At 36.4% G+C, this 15,861-nt stretch carries 14 protein-coding genes and 2 tRNA genes; 9 read left to right on the forward strand and 7 right to left on the reverse strand.

Annotation, left to right across the window (positions count from 1 at the left end; translation table 11 throughout):
* Positions 1-101: 101 nt before the first annotated feature.
* The 9 genes from OMO38_RS05595 (at position 102) to OMO38_RS05635 (ending at position 6,173) form a co-directional block, all read left to right on the forward strand.
* On the forward strand, positions 102-989 hold the full coding sequence (locus OMO38_RS05595; protein ID WP_264749234.1) for a decaprenyl-phosphate phosphoribosyltransferase: 888 nt from the start codon (positions 102-104) through the stop codon (positions 987-989).
* 82 nt (positions 990-1,071) lie between these two features.
* On the forward strand, positions 1,072-2,388 hold the full coding sequence (locus OMO38_RS05600; RefSeq protein WP_264749235.1) for an FAD-binding oxidoreductase: 1,317 nt from the start codon (positions 1,072-1,074) through the stop codon (positions 2,386-2,388).
* Between the two features lies 1 nt (position 2,389).
* Complete coding sequence (locus tag OMO38_RS05605) at positions 2,390-3,115, forward strand: SDR family NAD(P)-dependent oxidoreductase (RefSeq protein ID WP_264749236.1); 726 nt, start codon at positions 2,390-2,392, stop codon at positions 3,113-3,115.
* 105 nt (positions 3,116-3,220) lie between these two features.
* The gene (locus tag OMO38_RS05610; protein WP_264749237.1) at positions 3,221-3,808 is read left to right on the forward strand and encodes an HAD family hydrolase; all 588 of its coding nucleotides are present in this window, start codon (positions 3,221-3,223) and stop codon (positions 3,806-3,808) included.
* Positions 3,809-3,830: 22 nt separating this feature from the next.
* Complete coding sequence (locus OMO38_RS05615; protein ID WP_264749238.1) at positions 3,831-4,289, forward strand: hypothetical protein; 459 nt, start codon at positions 3,831-3,833, stop codon at positions 4,287-4,289.
* A 3-nt stretch (positions 4,290-4,292) separates the two neighbouring features.
* Complete coding sequence (locus OMO38_RS05620; RefSeq protein ID WP_264749239.1) at positions 4,293-5,468, forward strand: cysteine desulfurase family protein; 1,176 nt, start codon at positions 4,293-4,295, stop codon at positions 5,466-5,468.
* Between the two features lie 70 nt (positions 5,469-5,538).
* The gene (gene trxA / locus OMO38_RS05625) at positions 5,539-5,856 is read left to right on the forward strand and encodes a thioredoxin (RefSeq protein ID WP_047445614.1); all 318 of its coding nucleotides are present in this window, start codon (positions 5,539-5,541) and stop codon (positions 5,854-5,856) included.
* Between the two features lie 131 nt (positions 5,857-5,987).
* A tRNA-Asp gene (locus OMO38_RS05630) sits at positions 5,988-6,061 on the forward strand.
* A 38-nt stretch (positions 6,062-6,099) separates the two neighbouring features.
* Positions 6,100-6,173, forward strand: a tRNA-Asp gene (locus tag OMO38_RS05635).
* A 104-nt stretch (positions 6,174-6,277) separates the two neighbouring features.
* Here the strand turns inward: OMO38_RS05635 and OMO38_RS05640 are convergent.
* The 7 genes from OMO38_RS05640 to OMO38_RS05670 all read right to left on the reverse strand — a co-directional run bounded on the left by OMO38_RS05640 (position 6,278) and on the right by OMO38_RS05670 (position 15,822).
* Entirely contained in the window at positions 6,278-7,564 is a 1,287-nt protein-coding gene (locus OMO38_RS05640; protein WP_264749240.1) for a TolC family protein, read from the reverse strand.
* 21 nt (positions 7,565-7,585) lie between these two features.
* Positions 7,586-8,398 carry a GLPGLI family protein gene (locus OMO38_RS05645; protein WP_264749241.1) on the reverse strand — a complete coding sequence of 271 codons (813 nt, stop codon included), beginning with the start codon at positions 8,396-8,398 and terminating at the stop codon, positions 7,586-7,588.
* 10 nt (positions 8,399-8,408) lie between these two features.
* The gene (locus tag OMO38_RS05650) at positions 8,409-10,847 is read right to left on the reverse strand and encodes an ABC transporter permease (protein WP_264749242.1); all 2,439 of its coding nucleotides are present in this window, start codon (positions 10,845-10,847) and stop codon (positions 8,409-8,411) included.
* Positions 10,848-10,958: 111 nt separating this feature from the next.
* Positions 10,959-13,373 carry an ABC transporter permease gene (locus OMO38_RS05655; protein ID WP_264749243.1) on the reverse strand — a complete coding sequence of 805 codons (2,415 nt, stop codon included), beginning with the start codon at positions 13,371-13,373 and terminating at the stop codon, positions 10,959-10,961.
* Positions 13,374-13,464: 91 nt separating this feature from the next.
* Positions 13,465-14,187 carry an ABC transporter ATP-binding protein gene (locus OMO38_RS05660; protein WP_264749244.1) on the reverse strand — a complete coding sequence of 241 codons (723 nt, stop codon included), beginning with the start codon at positions 14,185-14,187 and terminating at the stop codon, positions 13,465-13,467.
* 12 nt (positions 14,188-14,199) lie between these two features.
* On the reverse strand, positions 14,200-14,574 hold the full coding sequence (locus OMO38_RS05665; RefSeq protein WP_264749245.1) for a hypothetical protein: 375 nt from the start codon (positions 14,572-14,574) through the stop codon (positions 14,200-14,202).
* A gap of 6 nt (positions 14,575-14,580) precedes the next feature.
* The gene (locus tag OMO38_RS05670) at positions 14,581-15,822 is read right to left on the reverse strand and encodes an efflux RND transporter periplasmic adaptor subunit (RefSeq protein ID WP_264749246.1); all 1,242 of its coding nucleotides are present in this window, start codon (positions 15,820-15,822) and stop codon (positions 14,581-14,583) included.
* Positions 15,823-15,861 lie beyond the last annotated feature (39 nt).

Here is a 15,861-nt window from a genome sequence, read left to right on the forward strand (position 1 = left end):
AAATATTATCATAAAAGACCGCTTTGGCGGTTTTTTTTGTATTTTTATGCGGCATGTTTTTTTGCCTTAAATTCACTATTTTTGCAATCGAAATAACATAAATGAAAAAATATCTAAAACTACTGCGCGTAGAACAATGGGTAAAAAATCTTTTTGTTTTTGTACCCCTATTTTTTTCAGGTAATATCAAAAATTTAGATTTACTCAGTAAAAGTGTTTTCGCTTTCATTATATTCTCTTTAGCAGCCAGTATCGTTTATATTTTAAATGATTATAACGACATTGAGGCAGACAGGAAGCATCCTGAAAAACGGAGAAGACCTTTGGCCAGTGGGGCTATTTCAAAGCCAAAAGCGCTTTCAATCTTAGGCATTTTGGCGGTTATCGATATTGCCTTAATACTCTTCGCACAGTTTTATTTTGATGAAATACTCTGGAAGTTCGCAACGATTATCGGAATTTATTTTGTGATGAATCTCGCTTACACTTTTAAATTAAAACATGTTCCGATCATTGATATCTTCATTATTGCGACAGGATTTGTTTTAAGAGTTCAAGCCGGTGGATATATTACAGGGATTTTTATTTCACAGTGGGCAACATTGTTGACATTTGTTCTTGCATTGGTTTTGGCAATAGGCAAAAGACGTGGTGAACTGATCAATGCACAGGTTTCCGGGAAGACGCGAAGAGCGCTGGATGGTTATAACGTACAGTTTGCGGATATTGCATTATCGATTTCTGTTACGTTGGCTATCATTTGTTATTTGATGTTTACCTTGTCTCCAGAAATTCAGTTAAAGTTGCACAAAGCCGTATTTTACACAGTAATATTTGTAGTTTTCGGATTTTTAAGATATTTACAGCAGACTTTGGTTTATAACAGAACCGAATCTCCCACAAAAATAGTTTACAGAGACCGATACATTCAGATTACTCTGTTACTTTGGGTTGCCGCATTTTTAATTCTAATTTATTTTAAAAAATGAAACTGCGAAAACTGAAAAACACAAAAGATAAAGAGAATTTTGTAGTGACTCCATCTGAACGCAAAAGCATAAATTATTACAGATGAAACCAAATTTCACACAAAAAGTTACAAACTGGGGCAATTTTCCTGTAGTGGAAAAGGAGATCAGGTCTGAAGACAGCTTTAAAAAAATAAAAGAATTTGTGCTCAATCACAATGAAGTAATTGCGCGTGGTAACGGTAGATGTTATGGTGATGCTTCTTTGGGCGAAAATATTTTTTCATCTAAAAAATTAAATAAATTTATCAGTTTCGACCGCTTAAACGGTATTATTGAGTGCGAATCTGGTGTTCTGCTTTCTGAGGTTCTGGAGATTTCTGTCCCTCAGGGATATTTTCTGTATGTGACCCCGGGAACTAAATTTATTTCAGTTGGTGGCGCGATTGCATCAGATGTTCACGGGAAAAATCATCATGCCGAGGGTTGTTTTTCAGAATATGTCACTGAATTTAAACTGATGACCGAAAATGGTGATATTATCATCTGCTCCCGTGAGGAAAATTCAGATAAGTTTTGGGCAACGATCGGTGGAATGGGCTTGACCGGAATTATTCTTTCGGCAAAATTTAAGCTTAAAAATATTGAAACAGCGTACATCCGTCAGGAAAGTATAAAAGCTGATAACTTAGATGAAATTTTCAGACTGTTCGAAGAAAGTGAAAGCTGGACGTACACTGTTGCCTGGATCGACTGTCTTCAGAAAGGTAAAAATATAGGAAGAAGTATCCTGATGCGGGGCGAGCATGCCTACCGTCATGAGCTGAATGGAAATGACGCGAAAAGTCCTTTAGTTTTAAAAAAGAAATTTTCTCCTACTGTACCTTTTTATTTTCCGAGTTTCGTTCTGAATTCTCTGACGGTAAAGCTTTTTAATCTTCTGTATTATAAAAAGCAGGCGAAGAAAGAGCTGAAAAATTTCACTGATTATGAGACATTCTTTTATCCTTTGGACGCGATCAATGACTGGAATAAAATTTACGGTAAATCCGGATTTATACAGTATCAAATGGTTATTCCGAAAGAAAGAGGGAAGGAGGGAATGAAAAAAATCCTTGAAACCATTGCCAACAGCGGGAATGGATCTTTTTTGGCGGTTTTGAAGCTATTTGGTAAAAGTAATCCTGAAGCTTATAATTCTTTTCCTTTCGAAGGTTATACCTTAGCTTTAGACTTTAAGGTAAATTCAAAACTGAAAAAATTAGTTGACCAACTTGATCAGATCGTTCAAGAGTTTGGTGGAAGAATCTATCTGACCAAAGATAGCATGAGCAGATCTTCGCTGACAAATTATCTGAAAAATGCTCAAAGCTCAAAATTTGTGTCTTTACAGCACAAAAGAATATTAAATAATAAGTAGAATGATAGTTCTTGGAAGTACATCCGAAGTAGCGCAGGCTTTCGTGGAAAGAGCTCTGCAGGAAGGTGAAAAGTTTGAAAGAATCTATCTTTTTACCTCAAATAGAGAAACCACCGAAAGATTTGCAAGACATATCGACGTGAAATTTCTGCAACAATCCGAAATCATCGAGCTTGATCTTACCAAAGAGATCAATTATCAGAGTTTTGACTCTGTCAATTCCAGTCTGCTATTTTGTGCGACAGGATTTTTGGGTGAAGGCACAGAAGAAGGTCTTTATGACCATAAAAATACACAGCGTATTATTGATATTAATTACTCGAAACTTGTTCCTGTAATGAATTATTTTGCTCAGAAATTTGAAAGCAGAAGGTCGGGAACGATTATCGGGCTTTCGTCGGTTGCCGGTGACAGAGGTAGGCAGAGTAATTTTATTTACGGTAGTGCAAAAGCAGCTTTCACAGCTTATTTAAGTGGATTGAGAAACTATCTTTTTGAAAAAAAAGTACACGTCATGACCGTAAAACCGGGATTTATGGCGACTAAAATGACGGAAGGTTTACCTCTAAATCCTAAATTAACAGCTACTCCAAAACAGGCTGCAGAATGTATTTATAAAGCATTCAAAAAACAGAAGAATGTGGCATACGTTTTACCGGTTTGGGGCGTTATAATGATGATCATCCGAAATATTCCTGAGTTTATTTTTAAAAAACTTAAGCTGTAATTTATTTAATGAGAGTTGACAAATGGAATTTTGGAGGTGAGTTTAACTGGGATTGGTTAATTTTGAATTCGAAGTACAGAATTGTAAACCGTGAATTGTAATTTTATGAAAAAATTGTATTGTTTTGATTTTGACGGCACTTTAACTTATAAGGATACGATGTTTTTGTATCTTAAATTTTACAATCCATCAAAATTTCGGGTGCAGTTTGTAAAACATATTCCACTATTTATTTTATTGAAACTTAAACTGGCTGAAACTGAAAAGGTTAAAAAAAGTTTCATCGGTTCTATTTTGAAAGGTCAGCTTCAGACGAAAATCGAAGAGAAATCTAAGCAGTTTTTTGAGGAAACATATCCAAAGATTGTCAGAGAAAATGCTCTAGATTTTATAGGGCATATAGACAGAGAAAATACAGAAAGTCTAATGGTGACGGCCTCTCTCGATATTTGGGCAAAGCCTTTTGCAGAAAAATTACAAATGAATCTTGTTGCCACTAAAGCTGAGTTCAAAAACGGAGTTTTTACAGGAAATTTTATTGGTAAAAACTGTAATGGTTTAGAGAAATTAGAAAGGATAAAAGCAGAAATTACAGATTCAAAATACGATAAAATCATAGCCTTCGGAGATACTTCCGGAGATAAATATATGCTGAAGTGGGCAAATGAAGGACATTATCAATTTTTTCACTAATTTTGAAAGATAAATATTGATTATGAATAAACTTCTTATATTGTTTTTGGCGCTCATTATCAGCTGTACAAATGCAGTACCGTCAAACTCACCAGATAGGCAGATGAAGGGAGAAATACTTGCTTCTGAATCTCATGGTGGAGCAGATGAGGCCGGTTTTAAAATAATTAAAGATCAATCGGAGCTTACAAAAAGTATCACAGATCATTTTAGCAAATCAGGCATGGAACCGGTGATGAAAATTCCGGTGATGCCAAACGATAAAAAAGTTGTTTTATACAATTTGGGAACTTTCAGTTCGGGTGATCACAAAGTTTCAACTATTAAGAGTATTTCAGTTAAAGATAATGTGTTATACGTTGAAGTTCCGGAATATCAGTCTGGTGGAATGGGTATCCAGGTGATGTCAAATCCGTGGTTTATTTTCTCGGTTCCTTCAAATTTTCAATTCAATTCAGTAGAATTAAAATATTCAAAATAAAAAATGAATAAAATATATTTAGATAACGCTGCTACAACGCCACTTTCAGAAGAAGTTATTGATGCCATGGTAGAAACCATGAAATTAAATTTTGGGAACCCGTCGTCGACACACAGTTTCGGACAGGATGCTAAAATTTTAATTGAAAATGTAAGAAGGCAGGTTGCAGATTATCTTCACGTGAGTCCTGCAGAAATTATATTTACTTCTTGCGGTACAGAATCGAACAATATGATCATCAAATCAAGTGTATCACATTTGGGTATTGAGAGAATCATCAGTTCTCCTATGGAACATAAGTGTGTTTCGGAGAGTATTTTAGACATGAAGAAAAGGAAAGGTGTTGAGGTTGCTTACATCCGTCCCAATGAAAAAGGAGATATCGATTTAAATAAATTAGAGGAGCTTCTGAAAGCTTCTGACAAAAAGACGTTGGTAAGTTTAATGCATGCCAATAACGAAATCGGAAATATTATAGATCTAAAAAAAGTTGCACAGCTGTGCAAAGAAAATAATGCATTATTCCATTCGGATACTGTGCAGACTATGGCTCACATGAATTTGGATTTATCTGAAATTCCTGTTGACTTTGCTTCGTGCAGTGCACACAAATTTCACGGGCCAAAAGGAATTGGATTTGCTTTCATCAGAAAAGCCAGCGGATTAAAAGGTATTATTACCGGTGGTCCTCAAGAAAGAAGTCTTAGAGCAGGTACAGAAAATGTGAGCGGGATTGCTGGATTAGGTAAAGCCTTGGAGCTTTCTCTAAAAAATATGGATGCCTACACGCAACACATGCGGGACATTAAACAATACACAGTAGAACAGGTTTCTGAAGCGATTCCGGGTGTTAAATTCAACGGAAGAAGTTCTGAGAAGGATAACAGTTTATATACGGTTGTCAGCCTTTTACTGCCTTATAAAAATCCTCTGATAGGACTGCAGCTGGATATGAAAGGAATTGCTGTTTCTCAGGGGAGCGCATGCTCTTCCGGTGCATCAAAACCTTCTATGGTGATGATGATGGTGCTGTCTGAAGATGAAATGGAAGAATGTACACCTTTGCGCGTATCTTTCAGCCATATGACAACAAAAGATGATATAGATACCTTTGTGAGTGCACTGAAAGAAATTTCTAAAGACTTACTCATAGAAAATACAAATGTTGAGCATAGATAGTCTTATCGCTTAAAAATTGTAATTTTGATCTCAGAAATTAAATAGAATATTAATAATTAAAAATAAAAAAATGGCTTTAGAAATTACGGACAGCTCGTTCCAGGAAACAGTTTTAAAATCTGATAAACCAGTTTTGGTAGATTTTTGGGCAGTATGGTGCGGACCTTGTAGAACATTAGGACCGATCATCGAAGAAGTAGCGGCAGATTTTGAAGGAAAAGCTGTCGTAGGAAAAGTAGATGTAGACAACAATCAGGAAATTTCTATGCAGTACGGTATCAGAAATATCCCTACAGTTCTTATTTTTAAGAACGGTGAGGTAGTTGATAAATTAGTTGGTGTAACTCCAAAAGAGATCATCGCTGAGAAATTAAGCGCACACTTATAAAAAAATCACTTTGATAATGAATGCTTTCCGTATCGGGAAGCATTTTTTTTATTAAAATACTTGCAGATTCGCTTTAAAGTTGTATTTTTGCAACCACAATAACAGAAGATAATATCTGAGTTAAGGTAAGAGATCCGGTAGTTCAGCTGGTTAGAATGCCGCCCTGTCACGGCGGAGGTCGCGGGTTCGAGTCCCGTCCGGATCGCAAAAAGTTTTTATTCAATTTACTTTTAAAATAAAATTGATCCGGTAGTTCAGCTGGTTAGAATGCCGCCCTGTCACGGCGGAGGTCGCGGGTTCGAGTCCCGTCCGGATCGCAGATGATTTTCATCAAAAACTCCTTAAGTAATTTAAGGAGTTTTTTTATTTTAAGGTTGATTTAGATTACAAACAAAAAATATTTATTTCTGCTATTGCAACACTAAAATTCCGATTGCAATACTCTTAATAATTCTGTCTGCTGCAGGACTTCATTTTTACTGCTGATCAGATTATAATTTGCCTGAAGCCAGTTGTTTCTTACAACAAAGAAAGTGTAGGCGTCCATCAGCCCTTCTTTATATTTCTCTTCAGATTTTTGAAACGATAATCTTTGGTTTTCGAAATTAGACTGCAACAAAGTATATTTCTCTTCAGAATTCTGATACTGAGCTTTGATAGATTTAATTGTCTGTGTCAGATTATTAATCACTATTTCTTTTTCGTAATTATAATTGATCACATTCAGTTTTGCAATTTCGACGTTATTTTTTATCTGAAACTTATTAAATACTGGAATATTCAGACCAAATGCCACCTGCTGACTTTTATTCCGTCTAAACTGATCTGAAAAACGGTCTGCAGTTTCTCCTAAAGTTTTACTGTAAAAGCTCGACCAGTTGTACAATCCGTTCAATGTTGGCAGGTAAGTCGCTTTTGCAATGCCGATGTTCTTTTCAGCAGCTTTTATTTCTGTAACCACGGTTCTGTATGCAGGATTTTTTTCTAAAAGATCAGTGGTAAAATCTGGATCATTAAAATTAAATTCCGATAGATTTTCATTGCTTATCTTAAAGTCCAACGAATCGTCTGTGATTGCCAGAGCGTTCAGTAAACTGATTTTAGCAAGATCTCTGGAATTTTTTGCGGAAACCCACTGTTCCTGCAACGTTCCCAGATTGGCTTTAATGTCATAAACGTCACTTTTCGGTCGGTTTCCTATTTCTACTTCTTTTTCGGTGCGTTTTATCTGATCTTCCATTCCTGAAATTTGAGTTTCCAATACATTTAGCCAGCTTTTGTTATTCTGATAATTGAAAAACAGGCTGATCACATTCAGTTTTACTTCATTTTGAGCCTGTTTTAATCTGTAAACTGAGCTTTCCTTATTGATTTTAGATAATGATATAGCAAGATAATTTCGCCAGTTTAACAGTTCCCAGTTCGCCTGTGCATAAACCTGGTCATATTGCGTATTAAGAGATCCTCTCTGGTTGGTGGTCTGATCGATAGTAGAGCCAAAGCTGTAATTATGATTTACACCTGCTTCAACGGAAGGTAGTAGCATGCCTTTAGCTGCAGATATCTGTCGGTCGGTTTTCTGAATATTTACCGTGGCCTGTTTGATCAGTGGATGATTTTTAACTGCGTAATCAAGACTTTCATCCAGCGTCCAAGTTTGCTGGGCTGGGAAAAGGTTGATTAATAATATGAAGACTAGTTTTTTCATAACAGATTGTCGTTGACAATTTTAGTTTTTGGGATAAGGAATTGCCTTGTCTAGCTCTATCGGGTTGTAATTATTCAAAATATCTTTCTGCAGAAATTTTCTTTTTTGATCAAGCTGTTCGTGGCTCGTGATTTTCTCTCCAGAAATCATAACGGTCCCGCCACCTTTGAGCGCTTTTTTCATTTCAGCTGTCGGGTCGCTATAAAAATCGAGTTTTACTTTTTGAAATTGTTTCAAACTGACTTTCACAGGCTGATTTCCATAATGCGTTTCCAGGAAATTGGTGGTTGCGAAAGTCTCGGGAAGATTGGTGCTTTTTGACAAAGTGTAGCTGTAATTTCCTTTATCATCCTGCAATTCGAAAATCAATCCGGGCAAACCCCGGAATTTGTAAGGTCCTTCCTGAAAAGGAATCGCGGAGCAGAACCAAGCCGTCCACTTTCTCCCGCCGAAATTAGTCGTTGCTTTCTGCAAAGTATATTCCGCACTATTTTTGGTTTCATTTTCTATTTTCCAATTCATTTCATCTTTTGATTCAATTACAAAATAGTCGAACATATTGTCGTGAAAAGCTTTGTTCTCATTGGAATTGGTTTTTCTTAAAATCAATTGGTCAGATTGCGTATTGGACTGCCAGTTTTGTCCGGTTTTCTTGCTGATGGAATCATTTCTGAGGAAATCGTAATCGTAGAATTTGGTAAAATTCTTATCGATGTCCAGAACCATATTTATTTTCATTGGTCGCTCGGCAGATTTTATCTGCATTTCGTAAATGAATCTATTGGTTTGTGCGCAAAGCAAATTGATAATCAATGTAAATATTAGGATAATCATTCTTTCCATTTTATTCGTATTTAAGGTATTTGACAAGGTTAATTTTTGTGGCTCGGTAAGCTTTGAAACTCACGACCACGAAGGTTAAAATCAATAATGAAATCATACTCAGAGCATACGGCCAAACGGGCATATCAATTCTGTAGGCAAAATCTTTCAGCCATTCGTTCATCGCATAATATCCGAACGGAAAACTGATTGCCACAGCAATTACACAAATCAGTAAAAATCTTTTGGTCAAATCCCAGACAATCGTTCTTTCATCTGCGCCCAAAGTTTTTTTAATGGCAACATCCTTCAGTTTTTGTTCTATTAATAATGATGACAAGGCGAATAATCCTAGTAGTGCAATCACCAAAACCACGATATTTAAGATGGTAAAAAGCGTCTGTTGCTTTTGGAATTTTTCGAATGTTTTGGCGAACTGCTTATCAATAAATTGATATTCATAAGGATAGCCAGGTTCTGCTTTGGTAAGCCAAAATTCTTTGATGCGCTCCAAGGTTCCGTTGATATCGTCTTTGGAAAGTTTGATCTGTAGATTTGCCATATTATTCTTTGCCCAGTTTCTGTCGTAATTGAAAAACAGCATAGGTTCCACCGGCTTATCGACTCCGTTGATGTAAAAATCTTTGACGACGCCTATGATCTTATATTTCTTTTTCTCTTCCCAACCCGGAAAAACCTCTTTCCCAATCGCCTGATCTTTGTTCCAGCCCATTTTTTTTATGAATGATTCGTTGGCAATCGTTCCATTGATTGTGTCGGATGCGAAGCGAACATCTATATCGCGGCCAGAAGCAAATCTCATTTTGTAAAATTTGAAGTAATTATATTCTATTGCTCCTACTATTACATTTGGGATAGACTTCGTGGTATCCAAAGCATTTTTTACACTCGACGTGTTCGACATTCCCCATCCTATCGTGTTGACAGAACCTGTAATATCTTCGACGCCTGCGATCTTCGAAACTTCATTTTTCAGTCGGATGTATTTTTTTGAATTAAAATCATTTTGCCAATCGGTCTTTTTAAATTGGATATGAATCACCTGATCACCTTTGAATCCCAAATCTTTGCTTGTCATATAACTTACCTGCAAATGGATAATCAATGAACAGATGATGAAAAATGATGAGATAATCAACTGCAGTGTGAGTATAGAATTCCTCAGCCACACACCGCTTTTACTTCTTGCAAAATTACCTTTCAATGTATTGATCGGTTTGAAATTTGAGAGATAAAGTGCTGGAATCAGTCCTGAAATCAGAGAAAAAACAATCAGTAATAACCCTGTGTAAACAAACAGATTATGATCATTGAGTTTGATTTCTTTATTAAGGAATTTGTTATATCCCGGTAGGAGAAGTTCCACCATTGCAAAAGCTATAATATAAGCGACGAAGCAAATAATGAAAGTTTCCAGCAGAAACTGTAGAATCAATTTCGATCTTGTACTTCCCACGACTTTTCTTACTCCTACTTCTTTTGCTCTCTGGGAGGCTTGCGCCGTTTTGAGGTTGATCAAATTAATTCCTGAAAGCAATAAAATCAACGCAGACAGACTCAATAAAATCATTATCGATTTTTTGTCTCCTTTGCTGACGCCTTCACTTTTTGCGTCCAGTTTCATCTTGCTGATTGGGGTAAGAGAAACCTCAGCTTTTTTTGTCGCATCGTACTTTTCTCCCCAACCTTCAGCTGCTATTTTTTCCTGTTCCGCCATCAGGGCAGACAATTTCTTTTCCAGATCTTTTACATCTGTTCCCTGTTTCAGTTTGAAGTAACCGACATAACTGTAGTTAGTCCACTGCGTATTGGCATTGCCATTACCTTCCAAACCTTGATTTCTCATAATAAATCCCGCTTTGAAAACGCTGTTTGCATCTGGATTTTTGTAAACTGCTGTAACAACCATTGGTTCAGTATTAGGACCATCAAGACTCACAGTTTTACCAACGCAGTTCTTATATTCATCTCCGAAGAGTGTTTTGGCTGTCTCTTCCGAAATTGCAATTTTTGATTTGTCGCTGATGGCATTTTTAAAACTTCCTGCTATTTTCTCAAACGGGAAAAAATCAAATACAGAGTCTGACGCTCGGCAGGATGTTACAAAAGCAGATTTGTCAGCTGTCATTAATCGGACTTTGTAACCACCCCAAATATTTGCGATGGTGTAATCTTCTATTTCAGAGAATTTTTCCTTCGAGACCGACAGTTCCGGAAAACTGGAAACCACCATCGTTCCGAAATCTCCATTTTTGTTTTCAACCAGAAAGATATTGTCTTTGTTAGCATTGTGCTGTTCGTAAGATTTTTCATCCTGCCAATGGATATATATCAACAGGAAAACACACAGACCAACACTCAACCCCAAAATATTGATAATGGTGGAAAGCCAGTTATTTCTGTAATTGATGAATGCTATTTTGAGCCAGTTCTTAATCATAATTGATGGATGATAATTGATAAATGATTTTGGATTGGAAGTTGGGTGTGGGAAGATGGAAGTTTAATATATTGTTTAAATACCTCCAGCTCCCAGCTTCAAACCTCCATTCTACTCGTATTTCAGATATTTCACAAGATTTACTTTTGTGGCTTGATATGCTTTGACGCTAACTACTGCGAATGTCAAAATCAATAATGAAATCAAACTCAAAACGAACGGGAAAATTGGCATATCAATTCTGTACGCGAAATCTTTAAGCCATTCATTCATCAAGTAATAACTTATTGGAATACTAATGATAACCGCAATCAAAGTAATCCAGAGGAATTGTTTTGTCAATCCGACAATCAAAGTTCCATCTGAAGCACCAAGCGTTTTTCTGATGGCGACGTCTTTTAATTTTTGTTCTATCATTAATGATGATAAAGCGAATAATCCGAGTAAGGCTACCATTAAAACCATTGCGTTTAGGATGGTGAAAAGTGTTTGTTGTTTTTGATATTTCACAAAGGTTTTTGCGAATTGCTTATCAATAAAATTAGATTCGAAAGGATAACCGGGTTCTACATTTGCCTGCCAATATTTTTTGATTCTTTTCACCGTTCCGTCCATATCTTCTGGTTTTATTTTCAGCTGAATATTATAGACGTTAAAGCGTTTCCAAGAGGTCGCGCGGTAATGGAAGAAAATCATCGGCTCAACTTCGGTTTTCAAACTTTGAATATTAAAATCCTTTACAATTCCGACGATTTTGTAAGGTTTCTCATCAAAACCTGGGCGGAATTCGTTCTTAAAAGCCTGGTCATCATTCCAACCGAATTGCTTCACAAATGTTTCATTGACCAAGACATTATTAATCGTGTCAGAAGCTAATTTGGAATCCAGCCAACGACCTTTTTTCAGTTTCACATCCATAAACTGGAGGTAATTGTAATCCATCGAGCCGTGTTGCGCATAGATTGTTTTATCCATATAGTCCATATTGGAATTGCTGTAGCGATAGCTTCCTGCAACGGCTTCACCATATGATACATCGTCCACACCCTGTATTTTTCGCATTTCGTTTTTGAGGCGCTCATATTTTAGCCAAGGCTGAGGTGCATTATCATTAAAGGTGACTATCATAACCTGTTTTCCACTGAAACCAAGGTCTTTATCCATCATATGTTTCACTTGCGAACTTACAATCAGGCTCGCAATAATGAAGAAGGAAGAGATTATCAATTGCAAAGTCAGAATTCCGTTTCTGAGCCAAATCCCGTGTCTGCTTCTGGCAAAATTTCCTTTCAGCGTTTCAATAGCTTTGAAGTTGGCCAAGTAAATCGCAGGAATTAATCCCGAAATCAGCGCAATTAGCAAAACCATTGCAAATGAATAAAAGTAGATGCGCCAATCGTTCATTACAATCTGCTTGTCAAAAAACTTGTTGAAGCTCGGCAAGAGGATTTCAGTCAAGGCTAAAGCTAGAATGTACGAGGCAAAACAAATCACAAAAGTTTCTAATAAAAACTGCAAAACCAATTTGGATTTATTGCTTCCAATAGCCTTTCTTACGCCAATTTCTTTTGCTCTCTGAGAAGCCTGAGCTGTTTTTAAATTAATGAAATTAATGGCTGACAAAATCAAAATCAACACAGAAAGTGTAAACAGAATCATCATTGTTTTCAAATCGCCAGTCCCAAACCAGTAGGCCTTTCCGTGGAGTTTCATCTGGTCCAACGGTGTGAGCAAACTTCCTTGAGGTCCGTACAATTCTAAGAATTTTTGGGGCGTAACTCCAGCACCCTTCGCATTCATTTTCGCACGATAGAGAAACACGTCGTCATAAAGTTTTTTCTGTACAACTTCTGTATCCGCATTTTTGTCCAGCATAAAAAAGCAACCATAATTGAAATTGCCCCAGCCTTCTTTGTCATTTTTCAATTGTTCGTAGGCCAGGATTACAAATTCTGGATTGATGACGCTGTTTCCCTTCGGAAGCTCATACACTGCAGTGACTACAAAATTGTCACCATCAAATTTTATACTTTCTCCTGCCACATCCGTTTTGCCGAATAAGTTTTTCGCGGTAAGTGTAGAAATAGCAATCGAAGTTTTTCCCTTCAGAGCGTCTTTGTAACTTCCCGAAATCAATTTGAAGGGGAAAAAATTAAAGAAATTTTCCGAAACAGACATTCCATCTTTTTGATAGGCCGTTTTGTTTTTGGTTATCATTTTGAAACCCATCCCAGAGCTACTCACCAAAACATAATCTTTGATTTCCGGAATCATTTTCACCGCGCGGTCTGCAAGTGGGTAAGAAATACTTGGGCTGTACTTATTTTCTTTGATGTTATGTTGCTGAAATGCATAAATATTATCCTTCTTCGGATTCCATTTTTCATAGGATTCTTCGTCATTCCAATGCATCAGGATGAGCATAAATCCTGTCAGTCCAATAGTCAATCCAAACAGATTGATGATAGTAGAGAGCCAGTTTTTTTTATAATTGATGAAGGCAATTTTGAGCCAGTTGTTGAGCATAGTTGTGGTTTTTGGTTTCTAGTATTTTGTGTTTAGTTTTTAATATTTGATTGAGCAAAAAACTCAGCACCGTATACAATACACTAAAAGATTATTCAAAATTCTTCGCATCTGCTTTTTCGAAGACATCTTTTCTTTGAGTAGAATGTTCTTCTGAGAAGATTTCTCCGTCCTTCATATTCACGATTCTTGAGGCGTAACCTGCGTCGTAAGACGAGTGCGTTACCATCGCAATCGTGGAACCTTCTCTGTGAAGTTCTGCCAAAAGGTTCATCACCTCGTTTCCGTTGGAGCTGTCGAGGTTTCCGGTAGGCTCATCGGCAAGGATTAATTTTGGTCTTGTCACCAACGCTCTTGCAACGGCCGCTCTCTGCTGTTGACCGCCGGAAAGTTGCTGTGGATAATGTTTTGCTCTGTGTGCGATGTTGATTTTCTCCATAATTTCCTCTACAAGTTTTTTTCTTTCTGAGGAAGAAATGCCGTTGTAGATTAATGGAAGTTCGATATTTTCATAAACCGTGAGTTCATCAATCAAATTAAAATTCTGAAAAATAAAACCTATGTTTTTCTTTCTAATGTCCGATTTTTTCTTCTCAGAAGTTCCGATGGTTTCCGTTGATTCGAATTGATATGAACCGGAGGAAGCACTGTCCAGAAGTCCAAGAATATTGAGGAAAGTTGATTTCCCACAGCCGGAAGGTCCCATTATCGCTACAAATTCGCCTTCTTTGATGTGCAGGCTTACATTGTTCAGGGCGTTGGTTTGAACATCTTCTGTTTTATAGACTTTTGAAAGGTTTTGAATATTTATCATTTTATTAATTTTTTAAAGTGTTGTTTTTCTGATTTCTCCAGTTTGATTGATGTAATATTTTGATTTTAAATCTCTGGTCAAAGTGATGTTTTTCCAATCCACGCCTTTGATTCCTTCAAGATTGATTTGATTTCCTTTCTTTGAATATTGAACCAAGAAATTGGAATTTTCCTCGTCGGGATTTTTCTCAAGATTCGCCATTGCATTTTCATTAAGGACTACTTTTTTGTAAGCGTCAAAACTCAAATAGCTATAATTACAACCTTTGGAACATTCAAAAATAACGTGATTCTTTTTGAATGAAATGGTCCATTCCAGCTCTGTTGGCTTCTGTGAATACGCCATTGCGGAAAATGAACATAATAATATTAAGAATATATTTTTCATAATTAATTATTTTTGAATATCTAAAATCTCATATTTCTTCAGTTCAGTGTAATCTGATGTAATGACCGTTTCACCCTGTTTCAATCCGGAAACCACTTCGTAATACATTTGATTTTCTCTACCTAGATTAATGCTTCGCTTTTCAGCTTTGTTACCTTTCACTACGAAAATCCATTTTCCGTTCGTGTCTTTATAGAAATTTCCTTTTGGAATCATCATACTTTGCGTATCAGCAGACAATTTCAGTTTCACTCCGAAGGTCATTCCGATTTTCAGATTTTCAGGTTTTGCATCAACGAAATTAAGTTCCACAGAAAATTGTCCGTCTTTCACTTCTGGAAGAATCTTGGTAATAATCACATCAAACTGTTTCGCATTGCTTTCCAGACTACCTTTGATGCCATTGATTAATTTGTTGATATAATACTCATCCACTTTTGCAATCAGCTTGTAACCTCCCATCAAATCGACTTTTCCAATGCTTTCTCCACTCGTCAAATTTTGTCCTAATGAAATATTAAATGATGATAATCTTCCCGAAACAGGCGACATTATCAGGAAATTATTTTTGTTGGAACGAAGAATATTCAGACTTTTTTCCATCTGACTGATGGAACTATTGATGGCGGAAAACTGAGAATTTCTGGAAGCTTTTTCACTGGAAGCACCTTTTTCCACAATCACTTTTCTTTGTTTTTGATAATTCAGATTTTGCAAAGCGATATCATAATCGGTTTTCTTTCCGATTTCTGCATCGTACAATCTTTTTTGAAGGTTGAAAGACTGCAAAGCCGTATTGTAATCATTTTGAGACTGAAGCAATTCTTTATCCTGATTGAATTCCTGATTCTTCAATTCCAAAAGCGAACTTCTCATCTGACTGATTTGTTGCATAATTCCCGTTTCCTGATTCAGATAATTGAATTCTGTATTCGGATTATAAACTCTGGCGATGGGCTGTCCTTTCGTTACCATTTGACCATCTTCCGCAAAAATTTCTTTCACCGCGCCACCTTCCAGAACATTTACCAAAGAAGAATTGAGAGATTGCGTCTGCGCCGTCACCATCAACATATCTTCAAACTTTCCATTCGTCACTTCATCCGTTTGAATATCCTCCAGCTTTACATTATAAGTTCTTTCCTGATTCAAAAAATACCAGCCAAAAACTGAAATGGACAAAACAGACAGAACGATAATCAATATTAATTTTAGTTTAGATTTCTTTTTTACTATTTTCGTATCCATATTTTAAGATAACTTATTTATCTACAGACTATTACACAA

The organism is Chryseobacterium kimseyorum, assembly GCF_025971945.1.
Classification (GTDB): Bacteria; Bacteroidota; Bacteroidia; order Flavobacteriales; family Weeksellaceae; genus Chryseobacterium; species Chryseobacterium kimseyorum.